Origin of the sequence: Campylobacter volucris (genome assembly GCF_008245045.1) — a bacterium.
Lineage (GTDB): Bacteria > Campylobacterota > Campylobacteria > Campylobacterales > Campylobacteraceae > Campylobacter_D > Campylobacter_D volucris.
The window spans coordinates 767,148-787,499 of record NZ_CP043428.1; the positions used below are offsets into that span (position 1 = coordinate 767,148).

Here is a 20,352-nt window from a genome sequence, read left to right on the forward strand (position 1 = left end):
ACTAGCTTTATTTTAATGTCTATATATGCATTACTTTGTGCAATTGCAACATTTATAGAAAATGATTTTGGAACACCTGCTGCAAAAGCTATTGTGTATAATAATATTTATTTTAATGTCTTGCATTTACTCTTAGGTTTAAATTTAATCGGAGTAATAATTTATGCAAAATTGATACAAAAGAAAAAATATGCTGCTTTGATTTTACACTTTTCTTTTATAATTATTTTAATTGGAGCTGCTCTTACTAGGTATTTTGGTATAGAAGGTGGTATGCACATTCGAGAAGGTGAGAGCTCAAATATCATAGTTACAAGAGAAGAATTTATAAAAATCACGCATTTAGATACAAATACAAGTTTTGAATTTATGATTAATTTTACCCCTTTAACGACAAATCATTTTACAAAATCAAGCACTTTAAATGACAACACACTTGCTATAAATTCTAAATCATACACGCCTGCTAATGAATTTAATCTTGCAAATTTAAAATTAGAAATATCTTATAAAAATGAAAACAAAACTATCACTCTAGAGCCAAATTTTACCAACAAAGAAATTCATACTTTTGAAATAGCTAATGAGAAATTTAACATCAATTGGGGACCTAAAGAAATACAACTTCCTTTTAAAATTATATTAGAAGATTTTATATTAGAGCGATATTTAGGCTCTATGAGTCCTTCTTCTTACCTTTCTAAAATAAAAATCATAGATCCTATGAACAATACTGAGTTTTCTTATGATATTTTTATGAATAATGTTCTTGATTATGGTGGATATAGATTTTTTCAAAGTTCATATGATCAAGATGAGCAAGGCACTATACTTTCTGTAAATAAAGACATAGGAAAAATTCCAACTTACATAGGATATGCTTTACTTATAGTAGGATTTATATGGATTTTATTTGATAAAAATTCTAGGTTTTACAAGCTCACTCAATACCTAAAAAAAGAACACTCCCTAGCTTTACTTTTTCTGTTATTACTAAATTTACAAACCCCATCTTTTGCACAAGAGAATGAAAACGATATTTTAAATTTAATCTCAAAATTACAACAAAATACTCATGAACATTCTTTACAATTTGGCTCTCTTTTAGTGCAAGATTTTAACGGAAGAATCAAACCAATAGATACTTTAGCTATGGAATTTATACACAAAATCACTCAAAAAGATAACTTTTTAAATTTAAATCATAATCAACTTTTTTTAGCAATGATGATTTATCCTAAAGAATTTAGACAAATTAAAATGTTTCCTATAAAAACTAAAGAGCTAAAAAAAATTATCGGAGTAAATATCGATGAAAAACACATCGCTTTTGATGATATTTTTGATAATAATACTTACAAATTAACCAATTATGTTCAAGAAGCTAGCAGAAAAAAACCTTCACTAAGAAATCAGCTTGATAAAGATATTCTAGCACTTGATGAAAAAATCAATCATGCTTATTATATTTACACAGGTCAGGCTTTGACTATATTTCCTGATATGTATGAGCAAAGTTTAAAATGGTTTTCTCCTGCACAAATTTTACCTTTTGCAAAAGAAGATATTAATCGTATCCAAATGCTTTTGGTAAATTATTTTTTAGCTACAAAAGAAGCTATTGAAACTAATGAGTGGCTTAGTGCAAATGAAAATTTACAAGCTATAAAAGATTTTCAAATTCATTATGGAAGCAAAGTTTTGCCTGAAAAAAATCGTATAAAATTTGAAATTTTACTCAATCATTATAATATTTTTGACAATCTTACTTATGTCTATCTAGGATTTTCTCTTATTTTATTTATCATTAGTTTTTATACTATGTTAAAAAATACTCGTTTGAAAACTTTTATATATAATTTATTTTATTTTACACTCATAGCTTTTGCTATTGTGCATTCTATCGCTCTTTTAATGCGTTGGTATATAGGAGATCATGCTCCATGGAGCAATGCATATGAGAGCATGATTTATATAGCTTGGGCTTGTGTTGTAAGCGCTATTGTATTTTTTAAAAATTCACCATTTGCACTAAGTGCTGCTAGTTTTTTAGCAGGAATTACGCTTTTTGTAGCTCATCTTGGTTTTATGGATCCACAAATTGGAAATTTAATACCTGTTTTAAAATCATATTGGCTTAATATTCATGTATCTATCATCACTGCTAGTTATGCTTTTTTAGCTTTATGTTTTATGCTTGGATTGTTAAATCTTGTGCTTTTTACATTAAGATCTAAAAATTTAAACATAGATTTAAACATTATCAAACTACATTGTATTAATGAAATAGCTATGATTTTAGGCTTAGCTATGCTAACTATTGGTAATTTTTTGGGTGGAGTTTGGGCAAATGAAAGCTGGGGAAGATACTGGGGATGGGATTCAAAAGAAACTTGGGCTTTAATTTGCATTATTATTTATGCTATGGTGATTCATTTAAGATTTTTATTTAAGAAAAATTTCATTTATATATTTTCATGTGCTAGTGTGATTGCTTTTTATTCTATATTGATGACTTATTTTGGGGTGAATTTTTATCTTTCTGGGTTGCATTCTTATGCTAATGGAGATCCTGTGGATATACCTGTATTTTTATATATTTTAGTTGGCATAAATATTATTTTGATAATAAGTGCAAGTTTTAAAAGAAATTTAAATCTGCCTAGCTTTTAAAAAAGCTAAGCTTTAGTTTTTTCTATTTCTTGTAAAGCTAAAATTAATTCTTTTAAATTTTCATAAGGGATATGAACTTTCCAATCTACCCCACTTTCTTTTTTTAGAGCAATTGCTATACTCAAAACATCTTCACTACCTACTCCATAAGGATTAGAAAGATTACAAATACTTATTTCTCCACTTTTACTCCCATGTAGTTCGATAGTTTTTAATACTTTCTTACTCATGTTTATCCTTAAAAGTTGTGATAATTTTTGCTTGGAATTTTAGCCAATCTTTTTGAAGCATGATAGGAAAACCACCATACACTCTAGCACCTTCTAAATTTTTAGTAACACCACCTCTTGCTGCAATAGTTGCAAAATCTCCAATTTGTAAATGCCCACTAGTAGCACTTTGACCACCCATGGTAACATTTTTACCTAAAACACTAGAACCTGAAATTCCACTTTGAGCCACGATAAGACAATTTTCTCCAATTTCACAATTGTGCCCTACTTGAACTAAATTATCTATCTTAGTTCCTTGTTTTATAATAGTGCTTTCAAAAACAGCTCTATCAATCGTAGCGCAAGCTCCAATTTCCACAAAATCTTCTAAAATCACATTTCCATTATGATATATTTTATAATGCTCTCCATTTTTAGTATGTGCATAACCAAAACCATCACTTCCTATAACACAATTTGCAAGCAAATGACATTTTTTACCTATCTTAGTGTCGTTATAAATTACCACATTAGGATGGATGATAGTGCATTCATCTATACTGACATTATCTCCTATATAAGCTCCAGCCATAATGATAACATTTTCTCCAATTTGGACATTATCCCCTATATAAACATTAGGCATGATTTTTGCACTTTTTGCTATTTTTGATTTTTTTTCTACATTTGAAGAAATTAAAGATTTTGCAAAAAGTTTGCTTAATAACGCAAAAGATAAATGTGGATTATCCACTACAAGCTTAATGCTATCTTTTGGAACTAAATTTTCAAATTCTTTAGAAACCAGCACTGCACCTGCATCAGTATTTGAAATTTTTTTTGAATTTTTTTCTCCATCACAATAACTAAGCTCAGTAAAACTTGCATTATTTAAAGAATTTAAAGCAGTTATTTCTATATCTTCTCCGCTATATTCTATACCCAAAAATTTTGCTATTTCGCTAATTTTCATCTTACCTCCATTAAAATAGAACCACTTCTTACTATATTGATTGGATTATATTTTTTCATTGTTTTTATAAAATTATCTATCCTTAATGCATCATCAGTAGCTACAGCTATAATGCTTTCACTATCGCTATATACAACTTTACCATTATAAGCTTTTAAAATTGCATCAAGTCCTGCAAAATTTTCATTTAATGCAATTTTTACCAAAGCCGTTTCTTTTTCTATAAAATCACTAGAATCAATTACTTTATAAGTTGGTATTAGCTTATGAAGCTGTTTGATAATTTGCTCAAACACTCTCTCATCCCCTAAAGTAACTATATTTATTCTAGAAAATTCTTTATCTTCCAATGGCGCTACGGTTAAAGATTCTATATTATAACCTCTACCAGAAAACAATCCAACAACACGAGATAAAACCCCATGTTCGTTTAAAACAATAACAGATATAACCCTTCTTTTCATTTTTTATCCTTGTTTTTATAACTAGGTAATATCATATTATATATAGCTCCACCTGCTGGCACCATAGGTAAAACATCTTCATATCTATCGATTGCAACATTTAATATAGAAGTTTTTGAAGAATTTAAAGCACTAACAAAAGCATTTTTAAATTCATCTTTTGTTGATACATTATAAGCTTCGCAATCAAATCCTTTAGCTATGCTAATAAAATCAGGTTGTTTGCTTAAATTTGTATTAGAAAATCTTTCTTCATAAAACATACTTTGCCATTGTCTAACCATACCCAAAAAAGAATTATTTAAAATAATATTAATCACTTTGATACCATATGAACTTGCTGTCATTAATTCTTGGATATTCATTAAAAATGAACCATCTCCAACAAAATTAATAACCAATTCATCTTTAACAGCCAATTTTGCTCCTAAAGCAGCAGGTAAAGAATACCCCATAGTTCCTTGACCGCCACTAGTAGCTAATTGCCTTGGGTAATTAAAAGGGTAAAATTGCGCAACCCACATTTGGTGCTGACCAACATCAGTGATGATTCTAGCATCAGGAGCTAATTTTGCACATTCTTGTATAACCCATTGAGGTTTTAAAATTTCATCACTATCTTCATAGATTAAAGGGTAAAGTTGCTGATAATTTTTTAAAGTCTTGAACCACTCTTGGTATTTTGCATAATCAATATTTTCTTGTTTTAATTCTTCTAAAATATCTTGCACTACGCTCTTTACATCACCTACTATAGGAAAATGCGCTTGGATAATTTTAGAAATAGAACTTGGATCTATATCAATATGAACTATTTTTGCGTGTTTAGCAAATTCACTAGTTTTTCCTGTGATTCTATCGTCAAATCTTGCACCAATTGCTATTAATAAATCACATTCACTTAAAGCTATATTTGCACAATAACTTCCATGCATACCTGCCATTTTTAAATTAAGCTCATCATCACTTCTTAAAGTCCCTAAAGCCATTAAAGTTTCTACAGCTGGAATTTTGCTTAATTTTACTAAAGCTCTTATTTCTTCACTAGCATTGGACGCTATACATCCACCACCAAGATAAAACAAAGGCTTGCTTGCTTCTTTTAAAAGTTGTATTAATTTTTTAATTTGTCTAATATTTCCTTTATAAGTTGGCTTATAAGTTTTTATAGAAATTTCTTTTGGATACTCCCACATACCAAAACTTGCAGTAACATCCTTAGGTATATCTATATGCACAGGCCCTTGTCTGCCTGTTTTTGCTATATAAAATGCTTCTTTTAAAATTTTTGGTAATTCTTCTATATTTTTTACTAAGTAATTATGCTTTACACATGGTCTTGAAGTACCTATGGCATCAATTTCTTGAAATGCATCGGTGCCAATTAATGAATTTGCAACTTGAGCTGAAATCAATACAAGTGGAATCGAATCACTATAAGCAGTAGCTAATCCCGTAACCGTATTAGTAAAACCTGGACCACTAGTTACTATCGCTACTCCAACTTCCCCACTCATTCTAGCATAAGCATCTGCGCTATGCAATGCAGCTTGTTCGTGTCTTACTAATATATGTTTAAAATAAGTTTGCTTATAAATTTCATCATAAATATTTAAAGCAGCTCCTCCAGGATAGCCAAATACTACTTTAATATTTTCTTCTTTTAATGCTTCGCAAATCATTTGCGAGCCACTTAGCTCTCTCATTTTTTACCCTTAATCAAAATAAGAATATTATAACGATAATTTTATAAATAAGAAGTTAGGAGCAAATTCTTAAATTTAAGAATTTGCTTGAGCTTTACTTGCGTATTGTATACCTAAATCAAAAGCTTTTGAATTAGCGTCTTTAGTTTTAGCTGGTACCATTTCTAGCATAATATTTTTTAAAGCTTGAGTGTCAATGCATTTACTCATATAAGCAGCAATAGCTAAAGCAACAACTGATTGAGTAGCAACATTTCCTACCTCTTCTTTAGCTATAGTAATGATAGGAATTTCAAAAATTTGCCATTTATCATAATCTTCTTTACTTGGATGAACTAAATTTGGCTCTATTACCATAATGCCATTTTTTTCCACCCCATCTTTAAAACCTTGGTATCCTTTATCAGCAGTTGAAAGCATAAAACCAACTTCACCTTCTACTGCATAAGGAAAGAAAATTTCATTTTCATCGATGATGATATCTACCTTAGTTGGCCCTCCTCTTACTTGAGAAGTATAAGTAGAAGCCTTAAAGGCATTGCGACCTTCTTTTATAGCAGCCTTAGCTAAAATTTCACCAGCGGTAATTACTCCTTGACCGCCTTCTCCGCAAAATCTTAATTGAAATTTCATTTTAGCACTCCTAGGTCGATCATTCTTTTTTCTTTCAAAGCCTTTCTTACCTCTTCATAAGCATCACAATATTCTGTTTTATTTTCATCTTGATGTAAAATTCCTGTAGGAAATTTATCGTGTTTTTGACTTTCATCAAGTTGTTCAAATTTATTCTTTTCTACACAGCGATCTTTTATCCAATCAAGCATTGTTACAGCTTCACCCATTTTATTTTTTCTACCTAAATTTATATGACAATTTGAAAAAACATCTACAAAACTATATCCTTTATGCGCTAAAGCTTTATAAATAATATTTTCTAATTTATTTGCCTCTATCACATTTGTTCTTGCTACAAAAGAAGCCCCAGCAGCTTTTGTCAGCTCACATGCATCAAAATTTGGATCTATATTTCCAGCTTGAGCAGTTACTGTGTAAAAACCTTGCGGTGTTGTAGGTGAAGTTTGAGAATTTGTAAGACCATAGATAAAATTATTGATTAAAATATGAGTTAAATCTATATTTCTTCTACAACCATGAATGGTATGATTTCCACCAATTGCTAAAGTATCGCCATCTCCACTCACTACTATAACATGTTTTTTAGGATTTGCCAATTTTATACCAGTTGCATAAGCTATAGCTCTACCATGAGTTGTATGAACTGTATTGCAATTTACATAAGAACTCATTCTACCACTACAGCCTATACCAGAAACCAAACAAACATCATCCATATTCCATTCTAATTTCTGTATAGCTCTAATAATAGCTTTTAAAACAACTCCATCACCACAGCCCCAGCACCATTGAGTAGGAAGCTTATCTACTCTTAAATACTCATCATAATTAAAAGCCATTACATATTCTCCTTTACTTTAGCAATAATTTCACTAGGTGTTATAGGGCGTCCATTTGCACGATGCAAGCTTATAAAATCATCTCTTTTACTTGCTCTTTGAATTTCTTCTAAATATTGACCCATATTAAGCTCACTAACCATAACTTTGTTAAATTTAGAAACAACTTGAGCTATTTTTTTCTCAGCCACAGGATATAAAGTAATAGGTCTAAAAAGTCCTACTTTAAAACCTTCTTCTCTAAGTCTTAATATAGCTTCTTTAGCTGATCTTGTAACACTACCATAAGCTATGATTAAAAACTGTGCATCATCAAGCATAAATTCTTCCCATTTGCATATATCATCGACATTATTTTTAATCTTGCCTATGAGTCTTTTTATATTTTTATCTACTATAGCTCCATCTTCAGTAGGAAAGCCTATATCGCCATGATGAAGCCCTGTTATATGGTAACGATATCCTTGAAAAAATGGATTTAAAACAGCAGCTTCATTTTCACCTGCTGCATAAGGCTTATAATCTTTTTTATCACCTTCAAATTTTTTACGATTAATAATTTCTAATTCATTTAATTCAGGCAAAAGTGCTTTACCATTCATATGTCCTACCGTTTCATCTAAAAGCAAAAATACAGGAGTCATATATTTTTCAGCTAAATTAAAAGCCCTGATTGTCTCAGTATAAGCTTCTTCTAAAGAAGCTGGAGCTAAAGCTATACTTGCATAATCACCATGCGTTGGAGCTTTTGCTTGAAACAAGTCTCCTTGTGCAACCCTAGTTGGAAGTCCAGTTGAAGGGCCACCTCTCATAACATTTACTATAACAAGTGGAATTTCAGCTATAAATCCCAAGCCAATTTGCTCAGCTTTTAAAGAAATTCCAGGTCCACTACTTGCTGTCATTGATTTAACCCCACTCATAGAAGCACCAAGAGCTACACTAATACCTGAAATTTCATCTTCCATTTGTATAAATGTGCCATCGTTTTTTGGTAGCATATGGCTTAATTCATGTGCTATTTCAGAGCTTGGAGTGATAGGATAACCACCAAAAAATTTACACCCGCAATCAATAGCTGCTTTTGCTACTAAATTATTACCTGTTGATATTATCTCTCTCATCATTTTTCCTAAGCATTTAGTTTTTTGTATTTATTTTCTTTTACCGCTTTTGCTCGTTCTTTAGCCTCTGGAGTTAATTTAGCAAATTTAAATTCATCTCTTTTAGCCACAAAAATCGCAAAATCAGGACAATGACTTTCACATTCACTACAACCAATACAAGATTGAGGATGTACTACTTCTATCATCTGTCCTAAAACAGAAGTGATTTCATCTCTCATAGCTAAAACACCAGCAGGACAATAACTCACACAAATATTACAGGCTTTGCATCTTGCTTCATCTACCCAAACTGGCGTATCTTTTGGAGCAACCATTTATTTTCCTTTCGATATAAAACTTAATGTATTTATGAAATTTATTAAAAATCATTTTCTAATTAAACTTTTTATTATACCTAAATTGGACACTGATAAAATAATATTTAAAACATAAAGAAAAAGTAGAGATCTTTTATAACATAAAGTAACATTTGTTAATTTTTTTCAAAAAGTTACATATATTTGTGTTTTTCTAAAGAATTTTGTAATTCTTTTTCTTCTTTAGAATTAAGTTTTAAATTTAAAATTTCAACTACTCCATTTAAACTAAGTCTTGCTAATATCCCAAAAGCTTTATCATAAACTCCATATTCCCCATTTAAAATCACACTCATAGGTAAAAACTCACCGCTTTTGAGAGATTCTATCATTCTTATACATGCACTAGCAGGAGCTAAATAAGCAGAAGTTTTAAGATGTTTAATTACTTTAGCTCCACCCTTTTTTACTTCATTTTCTATATAAGCTAAATCATCTTCAGGTAAAATTTCATTGATGTTTTGATTATTTATTTTTGATTGAGAATAAAGCAAAACCATATCATCATTATGAAAACCCATTAATTTTGTATCAACATAAAAACTTTTGATGTTTGATTTTTTCGCAACTTCATATTTAAATCTTGCATTATCTAAAACTCCAGCCATTGCAACAATTTTTTGAGAAGAAAAAATTTTTTGTTCATACAAAGCATTTAATAAAAAATCTACAGGGTTACTAACTATGATAAATAAAGGATCTTGAGTAAATTCTTTTATTTTTTTAGCACAATTTAATAAAATATTAGAATTTATAGCCAAAAGCTCTTCTCTACTTTGCCCTTCTTTTCTAGCAATTCCTGCGCTAAAAATAACAATATCACAATTTTTAGTATATACATAATCACTTGAACATTTAATATCGATATTAAAGTTAAAAGCTGCTATACTTTGGCTTAATTCTAATTCTTTAGCAAAAAGCAAATCTTCATTAATATCTATTAAAACAATCTCATCTACTAATTCTCTTAAGATTAAACCATAAGCTATGCTAGATCCAACATTTCCCGCTCCAATGATAGTTATTTTCATTTTCTATCCTTTTTTTGTAGTAGTTTATTTAACTAAATTCGTTGGTAATTCAAAAATATTTTTGATTAAATGATAAGGCAAGCCAAAACCTTGTGATAATAGTTGTGTTTTAAATTCAGGATTATCCACTGTTCCTTCAAGTTTTATAAGAGTGCTAATTTGCCTATCTTTACCCAAGACAATTTGATTGATAATTGGAACTACAGAAATAACCGAAGTAGCAGATTTTAAAGTCCTTAATTCCATTAATCCATCAATTTGTAAATTTCTTAAATTAATCTTAACTTGTCCTAAAATATCTGCACTATCGCCATTAAAATTTAATGCTTCGATATCAAACAAATCTTTTTGTCTGTGAAAACTCACACCAGCATTTTCGACACTAAAACCTTTTTCGTTAAAACTTGGAGCTTTAAAGAGTAATAAACTAGGAATGCTATCTATAAAGCTTAAAAGTTGCTGATGAAATTTCAAATCTTTCAAATAAGTATTTTTAAATAAAAATTTCCCTTTAAAAAAATCTGTACTATTGCCATCGATATAAAGATTAAATTCTCCATTTTCAAAAATATTTTTTCTCATAAAAATATTTAAAAAATCATCATCCATTTTTAAAGCTTGAACTTCAAAATTATCTTTATCTAGTAAAAGATCAAAACTAGCTTTGCTTTTATTTGCATCTATTTTTAAATAATCCTTTTTAACCTTTGCTTTAAAATTATCAAAAGTTAAAGTTTTATTATAATCTTTTAAAAGAATATCTATATTTTTAGCATATATATTATATTCATCATTATCTTGTAAAGCACTTTGAGTATTGTATTGAGAAATTAATAAATCCACATTATTTAAAGTAATATTTGCATCATGCTTTTTACCTTGAGCAAAGATTACTCCACTTTTGCTGGTTAGATTAAAATCATCTCCTTTGATATCCACATAAAAACTATCATACTCATATGGATTGCGATTTTTATACACTAAAAAAGAATCAAAGGTTGTATTATTTAAATCCACTTGATAGTTTAAAAAATCATTTGTATTGATATTTAATTCACCATCGTAAATATTATTTTCTTGCATTAATTTAGAATAAGATCTTAGTTTAGATAATTTTGCGATATAAAGTCTTAAACCTTGATCTAAATTAACCAAAATACCAAATTCTTTATTAATTAAAGTAGTGTTTTGATCAAATTTTAACTCTAATTTTAAATTTTTATCTGTCATTTTTAAGCTTTGACTAGGCAAATCAATAAAAAAAGAGTATATATCAATATCTCCTTTTTTTTGTTTTAAATTCAAACTAGCATTTAAATCACTATTAGTGTATTTACTTTCTATATTTGCTTCTTTGATTTCAACCTTGTCTTTTTTTAAATCAACATTTGCTTTAGTTATCTTAAAATCTTGTATATTAATATTAGAATTTACTATATCAAAACGCCCTTCATAAAAAATTTTTTCAGGGTGTTCAAAAGGAAATTTAAGTACCAAATGAGTTTTTGTTTTACCATTATTTTGCAAAAAAGGCATGTGTATATCATATAAACGCAAAATTTTATTTACTCTATAATCTAATCTAGCATCATCGCTTTTAATTTTAATGTAAATTCCCGCCTTTTGATTTAGCATATCATAAATATAAATTTCACTTTGAGATAAATTATAATTATTAAATTTCAACTCATCAAATTTAAAATCAAGCCTTTGTTTATCAAATTCAAGCTCGACAAAAGGGCTAGTGATTGGATCTATATTAGTATCTAAAACTACACGAAGATTTTTCACATATCCTTTAGCTTTAATCTCATCAAGATAATACCTATGTTTTCCAAAATCGATAAACCCATTTAAATTTTCTATATAATACTCACTTGCCTTAACCTTACCACCTACCCAAACATCTAAATTTTCAGGTAAAACTATGTTATTTTCTTTTAATACATTAAAAACTTTTGATACATCATCTGAGTGAATTTGACTTAATTCATAAGAAAATTCTTCTCTTTTGGCTGATAAATTTACATTGCTTTGTAAAAAATCACTATCAAGTTTGCCTTTAAAATTATAAAATTTAGTTTTAGGATTAATTAGTAAAACACCATTAAGACTTGCATTATAATCTTTTAATAAAAATTCATTCAAATTTGCCTGTATGTTTTTATCGCTAATTTTAAGATTAATTTTAATCCGCAAACTTTTTCCATCCACGAAAAATAAATTATCTTTATATAAAAATTTTACAGGATAGTTATTAGCATAAAATTCTGCTATATCTATTTCTTCAAAAAACCAATAAACATATTTTATTTTTTTAATTAAATTTACTGCTTTAGTAAGACTTTTTTCTTCATCAGAATTTTGATTTTGAGAATTTATAATCACTTTTTTAGCATTTAAAATAAGTTTTTTATCTAATTTAATATATAATTTTTCTAAATTAAAAGAAGAAAATTCTAATTTTTCTATATAAATTCCATTTTTAAGGTAGATAAGCAAAACGATGAAAAGTATGACAGGTAAAGCTAAAAATTTAAGAATCTTTTTGATTAGTTGTGATTTGATTTTGATTTTTCTTTTTTCCATTTTTTATTATCTACTTTTACCTATTAAAACAAATTCTGTAGTTTTTATACCACCAGGATCTGTTGATAAAATTATAACGCAATTAAGTAAAAATAACTACAAAATGAGTGTTATTGACAAATATACCTTATATTTTCTTGGACACCCTCAATCTGGCTGGATAGATATTGGTTTAAAACCGCTAAATAAAGCTGAATTTTTACATAAATTAACCATAGCTAAAGCAGCTCTTGAAAGCATTACTTTAATACCTGGTGAAACAACTGAAATTTTCTTTGAACAATTAGCCGCTAAATTAAACCTTAATCCAAAAATTTTAATGCAAGAATTTTTAAAACAAAGTCCTTTTAAAGAAGGTATGCTTTTTCCGGAAACTTATAAAATTCCAAAAGGTATCACAGAAGAACTTTTAATCAATTATCTATTAAGATACTCCACTAATGAATTTAAAAAAATCTCTTATAAAATTTTTAGAGAATACAATGAAAAAAAATGGCATGAGTTTATTATTATTGCTTCAATCATCCAAAAAGAAGCAGCAAATAATGAAGAAATGCCTATAGTTTCATCTGTTATTAGAAATCGCCTAAAAAAAGGAATGAAATTACAAATGGATGGAACGCTAAATTATGGAAAATATTCTCATGAAAAAATAACCCCACAAAGAATCAGACAAGACAATAGCTCTTACAATACTTATAAATTTAATGGAATTCCAAAAGAAGCTGTGTGTAATGTTTCTCTTGATGCTATTAAAGCTGCTATTTTTCCTGCAAAAACAGATTATTTATATTTTGTAAGAGATAAAAAAACCAACAAACATATCTTTTCTACAAATCTTAACGATCACAACAAGGCAATAAGAAATTAATTACAAAATTTCTCTTTGCCCTTTGGCATCAGGTTCGCTCAAAACTCCCATTTGGGTTAATTGCTCTATGATATTTGCTGCACGGTTATAGCCAATTTTCAAGCGTCTTTGTATATAAGAAATACTTGTTTTTCTATCTTCTAAAACTATAGCTTTAGCTTCTTCATACAACTCATCTAAATCACCATCATCAAAATCATTTTTTCTAAAATTTAAATCAGAATTATCATCTTTTAAAAAGCTCTCATCGTATTCTACAACCTGTTGTGCTTTTAAAAATTCCACTATATTTTCTATTTCATTTTCACTTGCAAATGGAGCATGTAAACGTACTAATGAACTCATACCAGGAGGAGTAAATAAACAATCTCCTCTTCCTAATAAACTCTCAGCCCCCATAGCATCTAAAATCACTTTAGAATCAATTTTTTGCCCTACTTTGTAAGAAATCCTACTTGGCAAATTCGCTTTTACAACCCCTGTTACAACATCCACAGATGGTCTTTGTGTAGCGACAATTAAATGTATCCCACTTGCTCTTGCCATTTGAGCTAAGCGACCTATATAAAATTCCACATCTTTTCCGGCAGTCATCATCAAATCAGCCAATTCATCGATAATCACAACTATAAAAGGTAAAATTTCTCCACCTTGTTCTTTGATTTTTTCATTATAATTTTCTATATTTTTAGTTTTTGCTTCGGCCATCAAGCGATATCTTCTTTCCATTTCTGCTACCATATTTGATAAAGCATTTACAGCCTTTTTAGGATCAGTAATAACTGGAGTTAGTAAATGAGGTATATCATTATATATACTAAATTCAAGCATTTTTGGGTCTATCATCATTAATCTTAGTGTTTTTGGTGAATTTCTATAAAGCAAAGATAAAAGCATAGAATTTATACCCACACTTTTACCACTTCCTGTGGTTCCTGCTATTAAAAGATGAGGAAGTTTTTTAAGATCGGTTACAAAAGGATCACCAACTATATCCTTACCTAAAGCTATGGTTAATGGCGAACTTGAATTTTTAAACACCTCACTTTCTAAAATTTCTCTTAGATAAATTGTGTCGATTTTTTCATTTGGAACTTCTATACCTACTACATCTTTTCCAGGAATTGGAGCTTGAATTCTTATAGTTTGAGCTTTTAAAGCCATAGCTAAATCATCTTGTAAAGATAAAATCTTACTTACCTTTACATCAGCTGCTGGTCTAAATTCAAATGTAGTTACCACAGGCCCTGTATAGGTTCTAACTACATCTCCACCAATTTTAAAGCGTCTTAATTTTTCCAATAAATCATATATTTTTCTATCAATTTCTTCTTCGTTGATTTCATTTTTACCTTCTTTTGGCATAGATAAAAAATCCAATGGTGGCAAAACAAAGTCTTTTGGTTTTTCAAAATCACCAAATTCAAGCTCTTTAAGCAAGGCTTTATTTTCACTAATTTCATCTGTGATAGAATGATGGTATTGATTTTCTTGTGGTGTTTGAGTGATTTCTTCGATGATAAATTCTTTTTGCTCAAATATTTTTTCTTCTACCATAAAAGAAGTATCTTCATTTTTTTTAGCTCTTAGCTCATTAATACTTACAGGTTTTACAAAAGCTTCTTCATTAAAATCAAGTTCTTTAACTTCATCTTGTGGTAAAAAATCCTCATCTTTTAATTCTTTTGCTAAATTCGCCCCTAAAAAGCTAGTTTTATCTTGAAATTTTTTAAATTCAGCTTCTTTTTGAGCTTCGATAGCATTTAATTCTTCGATTTTTTTAAAATCTTCGTTTAACTCTTCTAAAATTTTTTCTTTTTGTAAAGCCTTATACTCTTCAAGTAACCTAGCCTTTTTAAGCATTTCTTCTCTTTGTTTTAATTCTTTAGCAAAAAAAGAATCTTCTTGAATTTCTTTATCATCATCTACATCTATATTGCGTCTTTTATAACTTGGTTCATCTAAATTTTTGCTTTTTAAAGTTTGAGTGTATATATCTTCGCTGTTATTTTTGTATTTTGATAAATATTCTTCAGGCGTCACTTCATCTTCCTTTGTATTTATTTTACTCGCTTTTTGTGCAAAATTTGCAACTGGTTCTGAAAGTTCATGGATAAAACTAGCTCCTAGTTTTTTCTCATCTTCATTGATGATTATTTCTTCTAAATTTTGATTTTTTAGCTCTTCTAAAGTAAATTTTTTCTCTTCAACTAATTCTTCTTTTTCTTCTTTAATTTCTTCTTGGTGTTTATTTTCTTTTATCAAAAGCTCTTGTTTGAGCTTTTCTTGTTCTTCTTTGGTTTCACTTTGATATTTATCTCCACCAAAAAAACCAAAAATTTTATTTTTAATCAAAGTTTCAAGTTTGATGTAAAAATCAAAATCTATTTCTATTTTAAAAAATTCTTTCATAAAATTTGGAAAAGTGATGCTAAAAGCAAAAGCTATAAGCAATATAATTAAAATAGAGCTCCCAACTTGCCCAAAAAGTCCATTTAATATCAAAAACATTGCAGAAGCTATATAGCCTTTATCTTCTAAAAACATTGCGCTAAAAATCAATGCTGATAAAACACAACAAACAAGTGCTACTATGTATCTTCTTTCTACAAAATCAAATTTATAATCATTCTTATATAATAAATAATTAAACCAAAAAAATGCAAAAGGATAAACTTTTGTTAAAGATCCAAATAAAGCATAACTTAGCTCAGCCAAAGAATACCCTATAATGCTCACTAAAGAACGCTCAGGAATCAAAGCACTAAGACAAAAATAAAAAATTATGAGATTAAAAATGACAAAAATAGCTTCTTTTTTTATAATATATCCTTTATAAAGAAAAAAGCTATTATATCAAAAATTACATGTAGTTTAACAAACTCATTTGAGAAATTTTAGAAGTTGCTGAAAGCATTGCTTGATATGAAACCATAGTTTGCATAAATTGCATATAAGTTTGCCCATAATCAGCATCTGTAACAGTGCTTTTAATACTAGAAACATTTAAATTTAAAAATGTCATTCTTTTGTTAGTTTCTTCTATAGAATTAGTATAAGCACCTATTGTAGTTTGAAGTTTTCTTACATGATCTTGCAAATGATCAATTCTTTCTAAGGCACCTTGCAAGCCTGTATTTCTAGGATCACTTCCTTCAGAATCAGCTCTCATATTTCCACTTAATACTGCATCTATCATTTGATCTAAATCTTTGATTAAATCCACATTTGGTTCATCTATAGTCAAAGAATTATTTGCACTAAATACAAAATTTGATCCCGTTGTAACCTCTCCTGGTCTTGGAAAACCTGCATTTGAATTAGCATCTTTTATAGTTAAACCGATATTTGTATTGGTAGAGAATTTATCAGTGATACTAATACGACCTTTATAGTCCATATTTACTTCTACAGAATCTTTAGAATTAGAAATATTTTGTTGTATAGTTTGAAAATCGTCATTATTAATAGTTCCATTAGCATTCGGATTTATATCAGCAGTAGGAACATTACCACTAGCAAACATACCTATAATATCATTTAATTGACCATAGGTAATATCCTCAGGCCTTGTTTGCACCCCACTTGCGGTTCCAGTTGCTTCATTGTATTGAGAATGAGTTATAGGGAAATCTATAGTTTGACCAGGATTGTTTGGATCTGGATAACTCACCATAGAATTTTCTAAATCAATAGTCACATTATAAGTTTGACCATTTTTAGAAGTAATTTCCATTTGCAGACTTTGTCCTGCCATACTTCCATTTGAATTTGCTATTACTTCACTAAGTTTAGTGCTTTCTGTAGCATACTCACTAGTGCCTTTTATCATTTGTGAAACATTTCCAGTTACAGTATTACCATCTTTTTCAAAAGCTACATCATAATCAGCACCATTGGTTTTATTACCATTGATATTACTTTTAATGAAATCTGTCTTATAAATATCTACTGTAAAATCTTGTCCATTTACTTGTATAGTTACAGGACTTCTAGTATTATTTAAATTTCCATTATGAGCTGCTTCCATGATACGATTAGTTACCTCATTCATATCAATGCCTTCTTCTTTTGCTGCAGCAGCTATTTCCTTGATTTGTTCTTCGTCTCTCATTTGTGGAGTCATAGCAACAGCATGAAAATCCAAAGAACTATTACCATCTTTTAAATTTTTTATTTCAATCTGCCCACTATCATTCATAGTAACTTCTACTACTTTATTACCCTCAGTATTACCATATAATTTACCTATATTTTCTAATACATCTCCTATTTTATCATCAGGGCCAACATTTAGGGTTGCTTTAAAACTCGTTCCATCTGGTCTTACACCTTGGATATACATCGCAGTTGATGGAAAAGGAAGTTTATCGTCATAACCATCGTCAAAATTTTTATTCGGATCAAGTTTGCCATTTTGAACATAGTTTTGCCCTATAAGATGTGAAAATTTAGATTCTTCTGTTAAAGGTTTTCTTAATTCTGGGTTATTTTTAGGATCATAACGATTATCCACAAAAGAAACATTGGTAGATATAACCTTATTTTCATTAGTATCAGGTTTAAAAAACAAATCCCAGCCAGGCACATTATAAGGTATTTGAGTTCCTGAACCACTCACAACAAAGATGTTGTCTTTATTTCCTGTATAATTGCCATATTTATCAAAAGGTTTTACCCCTGTGTTTGAACCTGCAAATAGATATTGTCCATTTATACTAGTATTAGCGATATTTACTATAGATTCTTTTATGAGTTTTAATTCTTTAGCTATAGCTTCTCTTGATGTTTGAGAATTTCCATCACTAGCTGCCTTTGTCAAAAGAACTTTAAATTTTTCCAAAAGCTCGGTGATATTTTTTAAAGCTGTATCAGTATTTTTAGCCATTTCTTGTGCAGATTGTGTTCCTTGCATGATTTGATTAATATTTGCTATTTCATACTCTAATCTTGAACCATTTATATAAATGTTTGCATTTTCAAAAGAATGCTGTATAAGTTGCCTAGTTTGCAATTGAAGATTATATTTATTTAGTAGAGACTGCCCATCCGTGTAGCTTTGTATAGAAGTGTAAAAGGTGTATTGATTACTAATTCTCATTTCTTGCTCCGCAAATAATTTTTAAATTTTATAAGCAAAAAAAGTTCCAAAATAAAATTTTTCTTAATAATTACAAAGATAAAATTTAATATTTATGTTATTTTAAAAAATATATATTATAATACATTTTTTCAAAAGCCCAAGTGGTGAAACTGGTAGACGCGCCAGACTCAAAATCTGGTAAGGGCAACCTTGTGTCGGTTCGAGTCCGACCTTGGGCACCATTTGTTTTTTACTCTCACATAATATTTTCTGATATGTTATCTCAAAAGGACTACAAATAAGTGCTTATATAAGCATTCTTTTTTATTCTAATTTATTATTTTTTGTGTTAAAATATTGCAAAAAAAGTGGGTTACTTTTAAAAAAGTGGGTTACTAAATGGGTTACTTTTTATAATAATATAAAGAATAAAAATGACAAAAATTAATAAACTTACAGATAGTTTCTTAAAAAGCGTAAAATGCGATAATGGTAAAAAATTTATAAAGTTTAGCGATCCTAGCGTAAAAGGATTATATGTTTTTGTTTACCCTAGTGGCAAAAAGTTATTTAAAATAAGACAAGCCAATGATACTTATATAACACTTGGAGAGTATCCTTTACTTTCCTTAGCAGAACTTAGAGAAATGGCTATAAATTCACATAAACTAAAAGCAAAGGGTCAAAGCATAAGTAACGCAAAAAGATTAAAATTTGGCGTATTATATGATGAAGTGTTAGAAAATGCAAGAAAGAGTAATTTAGCAGTAAAAACGATCCAAAGAGGATTAAGCTATAAAGAAGGTATTTTTAAATCTTTAGAATATAAAAATATTAATGATATAAAAAGAGTAGATATTGTTAATATTCTAAAGACTATAGAGCATAAAAGTGCTACACTTCAAAAAGCAAAGATATGGATAAATAAAGTATTTGAATATGCTTTGCAACTTGAGATCATAGAAAACAATCCCGTAGCTTCCATCAAGAATAATATTGTTTTTAAAAAACCAAATCAGGTTATACATCAACCTACCCTATTAGATGAATCTGATATTAAAGAATATATAAATATCCTAATTCACTCAGATATCAAACAAAGTCATAAAAATTTAATGCTTTTTGTGTTATTAACAGCCCAAAGACCTGGCAATGTTATAAAAGCTACTTGGGATGAGATAGACTTTAAAAATGAAATTTGGACTATATCAGCTCAAAAAATGAAAATGCGTAAAGAGCATAATATAGCATTAAGCAAACAAGCCATAAGTATATTAAAAAATCAATATGCAATTAAAGTTAATGATTATATTTTTGCTGGCACTTCTAAAAAAGGATGTAATAGTGAAAACATCACATGCAATACCAACAAACGCTTAGGATATAAAGGAATTCAAAGCGCACATGGATTTCGTGCTATGTTTAGAAGCATTGCAAATGAAAAGCAATTAGAACATGGAGTAAGTATGGATATAGCAGAGCAATGCTTGGCTCATGAGCAAAAAAATGCAATATTAAAAGCCTATAACAGAAGTAAAAATATAGAATTAAAAAGAAGATTAATGCAGTGGTGGGGAGATTATATAGAAAAACTTGCAGGAAAGCTTAGCTAACCTTGCAAGATTTTATCCAATCATCAATTTCTTTCTTTTCATACATTAAAACCTTTCCTACTTTAACGCCTTTTGGAAAGTTATAAATGGCTTGATTTTTTCTCATTCTCATTTTTCTCACTCTATCAACTTTAAAACCTAAATATTCGGCAACCTCTTTAGTGCTTAGCAATTTCATA

At 28.9% G+C, this 20,352-nt stretch carries 16 protein-coding genes and 1 tRNA gene; 4 read left to right on the top strand and 13 right to left on the bottom strand.

Annotation, left to right across the window (positions count from 1 at the left end):
- The first annotated feature begins 15 nt into the window (after positions 1 to 15).
- Complete coding sequence (locus CVOLT_RS04085; protein WP_084059233.1) at positions 16 to 2,673, top strand: cytochrome c biogenesis protein CcsA; 2,658 nt, start codon at positions 16 to 18, stop codon at positions 2,671 to 2,673.
- Between the two features lie 5 nt (positions 2,674 to 2,678).
- Here CVOLT_RS04085 and CVOLT_RS04090 read toward each other — a convergent pair whose 3' ends face one another.
- From CVOLT_RS04090 to CVOLT_RS04135, 10 genes are all read right to left on the bottom strand, one after another.
- Positions 2,679 to 2,903 (bottom strand): hypothetical protein, encoded by a 225-nt coding sequence (locus CVOLT_RS04090; protein WP_039665564.1) that lies wholly within the window; start codon positions 2,901 to 2,903, stop codon positions 2,679 to 2,681.
- Entirely contained in the window at positions 2,896 to 3,858 is a 963-nt protein-coding gene (lpxD, locus tag CVOLT_RS04095) for a UDP-3-O-(3-hydroxymyristoyl)glucosamine N-acyltransferase (protein ID WP_039665565.1), read from the bottom strand. The genes CVOLT_RS04090 and lpxD overlap by 8 nt, the downstream gene beginning before the upstream one ends.
- Positions 3,855 to 4,322 carry an acetolactate synthase small subunit gene (ilvN, locus tag CVOLT_RS04100; RefSeq protein WP_039665566.1) on the bottom strand — a complete coding sequence of 156 codons (468 nt, stop codon included), beginning with the start codon at positions 4,320 to 4,322 and terminating at the stop codon, positions 3,855 to 3,857. Before ilvN ends, lpxD begins: the two co-directional genes overlap by 4 nt.
- A complete protein-coding gene (locus CVOLT_RS04105; RefSeq protein ID WP_039665567.1) occupies positions 4,319 to 6,028 on the bottom strand; it encodes an acetolactate synthase III, valine-sensitive, catalytic subunit in 1,710 nt (569 codons plus the stop codon). The genes ilvN and CVOLT_RS04105 overlap by 4 nt, the downstream gene beginning before the upstream one ends.
- Positions 6,029 to 6,103: 75 nt before the next feature.
- Entirely contained in the window at positions 6,104 to 6,661 is a 558-nt protein-coding gene (locus tag CVOLT_RS04110) for a 2-oxoglutarate:acceptor oxidoreductase, gamma subunit (RefSeq protein ID WP_039665568.1), read from the bottom strand.
- Positions 6,658 to 7,503 (bottom strand): 2-oxoglutarate ferredoxin oxidoreductase subunit beta, encoded by an 846-nt coding sequence (locus CVOLT_RS04115; RefSeq protein WP_039665569.1) that lies wholly within the window; start codon positions 7,501 to 7,503, stop codon positions 6,658 to 6,660. The genes CVOLT_RS04110 and CVOLT_RS04115 overlap by 4 nt, the downstream gene beginning before the upstream one ends.
- Complete coding sequence (locus CVOLT_RS04120) at positions 7,503 to 8,627, bottom strand: 2-oxoglutarate synthase subunit alpha (RefSeq protein ID WP_039665570.1); 1,125 nt, start codon at positions 8,625 to 8,627, stop codon at positions 7,503 to 7,505. Before CVOLT_RS04120 ends, CVOLT_RS04115 begins: the two co-directional genes overlap by 1 nt.
- A gap of 8 nt (positions 8,628 to 8,635) precedes the next feature.
- Complete coding sequence (locus CVOLT_RS04125; protein WP_039665571.1) at positions 8,636 to 8,944, bottom strand: 2-oxoglutarate:acceptor oxidoreductase, delta subunit; 309 nt, start codon at positions 8,942 to 8,944, stop codon at positions 8,636 to 8,638.
- 176 nt (positions 8,945 to 9,120) lie between these two features.
- Entirely contained in the window at positions 9,121 to 10,017 is an 897-nt protein-coding gene (locus tag CVOLT_RS04130; RefSeq protein WP_039665572.1) for a malate dehydrogenase, read from the bottom strand.
- Between the two features lie 24 nt (positions 10,018 to 10,041).
- Entirely contained in the window at positions 10,042 to 12,606 is a 2,565-nt protein-coding gene (locus tag CVOLT_RS04135; protein ID WP_039665573.1) for a YhdP family protein, read from the bottom strand.
- Here CVOLT_RS04135 and mltG point away from each other — a divergent pair.
- Positions 12,587 to 13,477 carry an endolytic transglycosylase MltG gene (mltG, locus tag CVOLT_RS04140; RefSeq protein ID WP_039666272.1) on the top strand — a complete coding sequence of 297 codons (891 nt, stop codon included), beginning with the start codon at positions 12,587 to 12,589 and terminating at the stop codon, positions 13,475 to 13,477. The two genes, CVOLT_RS04135 and mltG, sit on opposite strands and share 20 nt — an antisense overlap.
- On the opposite strand, the gene CVOLT_RS04145 is transcribed toward mltG, so the two are convergent.
- Both CVOLT_RS04145 and flgL read right to left on the bottom strand, forming a co-directional pair.
- Entirely contained in the window at positions 13,478 to 16,024 is a 2,547-nt protein-coding gene (locus tag CVOLT_RS04145) for a DNA translocase FtsK (RefSeq protein WP_407923357.1), read from the bottom strand. It abuts the gene before it with no gap.
- Positions 16,025 to 16,340: 316 nt separating this feature from the next.
- Positions 16,341 to 18,578: a flagellar hook-associated protein FlgL gene (gene flgL, locus CVOLT_RS04150; protein ID WP_039665574.1), complete on the bottom strand. Its 2,238-nt coding sequence runs from the start codon at positions 18,576 to 18,578 to the stop codon at positions 16,341 to 16,343.
- Between the two features lie 137 nt (positions 18,579 to 18,715).
- Here flgL and CVOLT_RS04155 point away from each other — a divergent pair.
- Both CVOLT_RS04155 and CVOLT_RS04160 read left to right on the top strand, forming a co-directional pair.
- Positions 18,716 to 18,802 (top strand) — tRNA-Leu (locus CVOLT_RS04155).
- A 192-nt stretch (positions 18,803 to 18,994) separates the two neighbouring features.
- A complete protein-coding gene (locus CVOLT_RS04160) occupies positions 18,995 to 20,173 on the top strand; it encodes a tyrosine-type recombinase/integrase (protein ID WP_039665575.1) in 1,179 nt (392 codons plus the stop codon).
- On the opposite strand, the gene CVOLT_RS04165 is transcribed toward CVOLT_RS04160, so the two are convergent.
- Positions 20,166 to 20,351, bottom strand: a complete 186-nt coding sequence (locus tag CVOLT_RS04165; protein WP_039665576.1) for a helix-turn-helix transcriptional regulator — start codon at positions 20,349 to 20,351, stop codon at positions 20,166 to 20,168. The two genes, CVOLT_RS04160 and CVOLT_RS04165, sit on opposite strands and share 8 nt — an antisense overlap.
- Between the last annotated feature and the right edge of the window lies 1 nt (position 20,352).

Bases quoted from the DNA above. Each gene is read 5' to 3' on its own strand.
- CVOLT_RS04085 (WP_084059233.1), top strand. From the start codon at position 16: ATGTCTATATATGCATTACTTTGTGCAATTGCAACATTTATAGAAAAT.
- CVOLT_RS04090 (WP_039665564.1), bottom strand. From the start codon at position 2,903: ATGAGTAAGAAAGTATTAAAAACTATCGAACTACATGGGAGTAAAAGT.
- lpxD (WP_039665565.1), bottom strand. From the start codon at position 3,858: ATGAAAATTAGCGAAATAGCAAAATTTTTGGGTATAGAATATAGCGGA.
- ilvN (WP_039665566.1), bottom strand. From the start codon at position 4,322: ATGAAAAGAAGGGTTATATCTGTTATTGTTTTAAACGAACATGGGGTT.
- CVOLT_RS04105 (WP_039665567.1), bottom strand. From the start codon at position 6,028: ATGAGAGAGCTAAGTGGCTCGCAAATGATTTGCGAAGCATTAAAAGAA.
- CVOLT_RS04110 (WP_039665568.1), bottom strand. From the start codon at position 6,661: ATGAAATTTCAATTAAGATTTTGCGGAGAAGGCGGTCAAGGAGTAATT.
- CVOLT_RS04115 (WP_039665569.1), bottom strand. From the start codon at position 7,503: ATGGCTTTTAATTATGATGAGTATTTAAGAGTAGATAAGCTTCCTACT.
- CVOLT_RS04120 (WP_039665570.1), bottom strand. From the start codon at position 8,627: ATGAGAGAGATAATATCAACAGGTAATAATTTAGTAGCAAAAGCAGCT.
- CVOLT_RS04125 (WP_039665571.1), bottom strand. From the start codon at position 8,944: ATGGTTGCTCCAAAAGATACGCCAGTTTGGGTAGATGAAGCAAGATGC.
- CVOLT_RS04130 (WP_039665572.1), bottom strand. From the start codon at position 10,017: ATGAAAATAACTATCATTGGAGCGGGAAATGTTGGATCTAGCATAGCT.
- CVOLT_RS04135 (WP_039665573.1), bottom strand. From the start codon at position 12,606: ATGGAAAAAAGAAAAATCAAAATCAAATCACAACTAATCAAAAAGATT.
- CVOLT_RS04145 (WP_407923357.1), bottom strand. From the start codon at position 16,024: ATGTTTTTAGAAGATAAAGGCTATATAGCTTCTGCAATGTTTTTGATA.
- flgL (WP_039665574.1), bottom strand. From the start codon at position 18,578: ATGAGAATTAGTAATCAATACACCTTTTACACTTCTATACAAAGCTAC.
- CVOLT_RS04160 (WP_039665575.1), top strand. From the start codon at position 18,995: ATGACAAAAATTAATAAACTTACAGATAGTTTCTTAAAAAGCGTAAAA.
- CVOLT_RS04165 (WP_039665576.1), bottom strand. From the start codon at position 20,351: ATGAAATTGCTAAGCACTAAAGAGGTTGCCGAATATTTAGGTTTTAAA.